This window comes from Polynucleobacter sp. 35-46-11 (assembly GCF_002281105.1).
This window is the reverse complement of the sequence record NZ_NCFJ01000719.1, coordinates 1-1086: the sequence shown is the minus strand read 5'-3', so window position 1 is coordinate 1086 and position 1086 is coordinate 1. Positions and strand designations below refer to the sequence as shown.

At 47.9% G+C, this 1086-nt stretch carries 1 protein-coding gene; it reads right to left on the bottom strand.

The annotated features are described in order from the left end of the window. Positions 1–905, bottom strand: a 905-nt coding sequence (locus B7Y67_RS19070) for a TGS domain-containing protein (protein ID WP_293599976.1), incomplete at its 3' end; no start/stop codon positions are given. Positions 906–1086 lie beyond the last annotated feature (181 nt).

Here is a 1086-nt window from a genome sequence, read left to right as displayed (position 1 = left end):
AATCCGCGATCGAGAATTTGTGGAGCCTTCACCTCTTGATAACCTTCGCGCTGATAAACGCGACGCATGTATTGCTCAACTTCTTGCCAAATTGACCAGACTTTTGGATGCCAGAAAATTAAACCAGGCGCTTCAGGTTGAAAGTGGAATAAATCCAAGAACTTACCAAGGCGACGGTGGTCACGCTTCTCAGCCTCTTCAAGCATATGCAAATGTGCATCTTGATCTTCTTTTTTCAACCAAGCTGTACCGTAGATCCGTTGCAGCATCTCATTCTTGCTATCGCCACGCCAGTAAGCGCCAGCAACGCTCAGAAGCTTAAATACCTTGAGCTTGCCGGTGGATGGCACGTGCGGTCCACGACATAAGTCGGTGAACTTTCCTTCGGCATACAAAGACACATCTTCGCCCTGCGGAATACTTGCAATGATTTCTGCTTTGTAGTTTTCGCCTTGGTCTTTAAAAAACTTTACCGCTTCATCACGGGGCATGACTGTGCGAACCACTGGCTCATCTTTTTTAGCCAGCTCAGCCATTTTCTTTTCAATTGCGACCAAGTCTTCTGGAGTGAATGCGCGATGAAATGAGAAGTCGTAATAGAAACCGTTGTCGATTACGGGGCCAATGGTGACTTGTGCTTCTGGGAATAGTTCTTTAACAGCATAGGCCAGCAAGTGCGCGGTGGAGTGACGCACAATCTCCAGCGCTTCTGGGCTTTTATCAGTGATGATGGCTAACTGACTATCTTTATCGATCACAAAGCTGGCATCAACCATCTTGCCGTCAACAATGCCACCAAGAGCAGCCTTGGCAAGACCACTACCAATACTTTGGGCAACATCAAGAACGCGTACGGGAGCATCAAACTCACGTTTAGATCCATCTGGCAGGGTAACTACAAGCATGACCGCTCCATCTTATTAAGATTCAGCCGATTGACTGATTTACTGCATAACATCCACCAAAAAGAAAGCGCGGGAGCTTTTCGGCAACCGCGCACTTTTGGGTCTTTATTCGTTGGTAGGCTCGATTGGACTCGAACCAACGACCCCCACCATGTCAAGGTGGTGCTCTAACCAGCTGAGC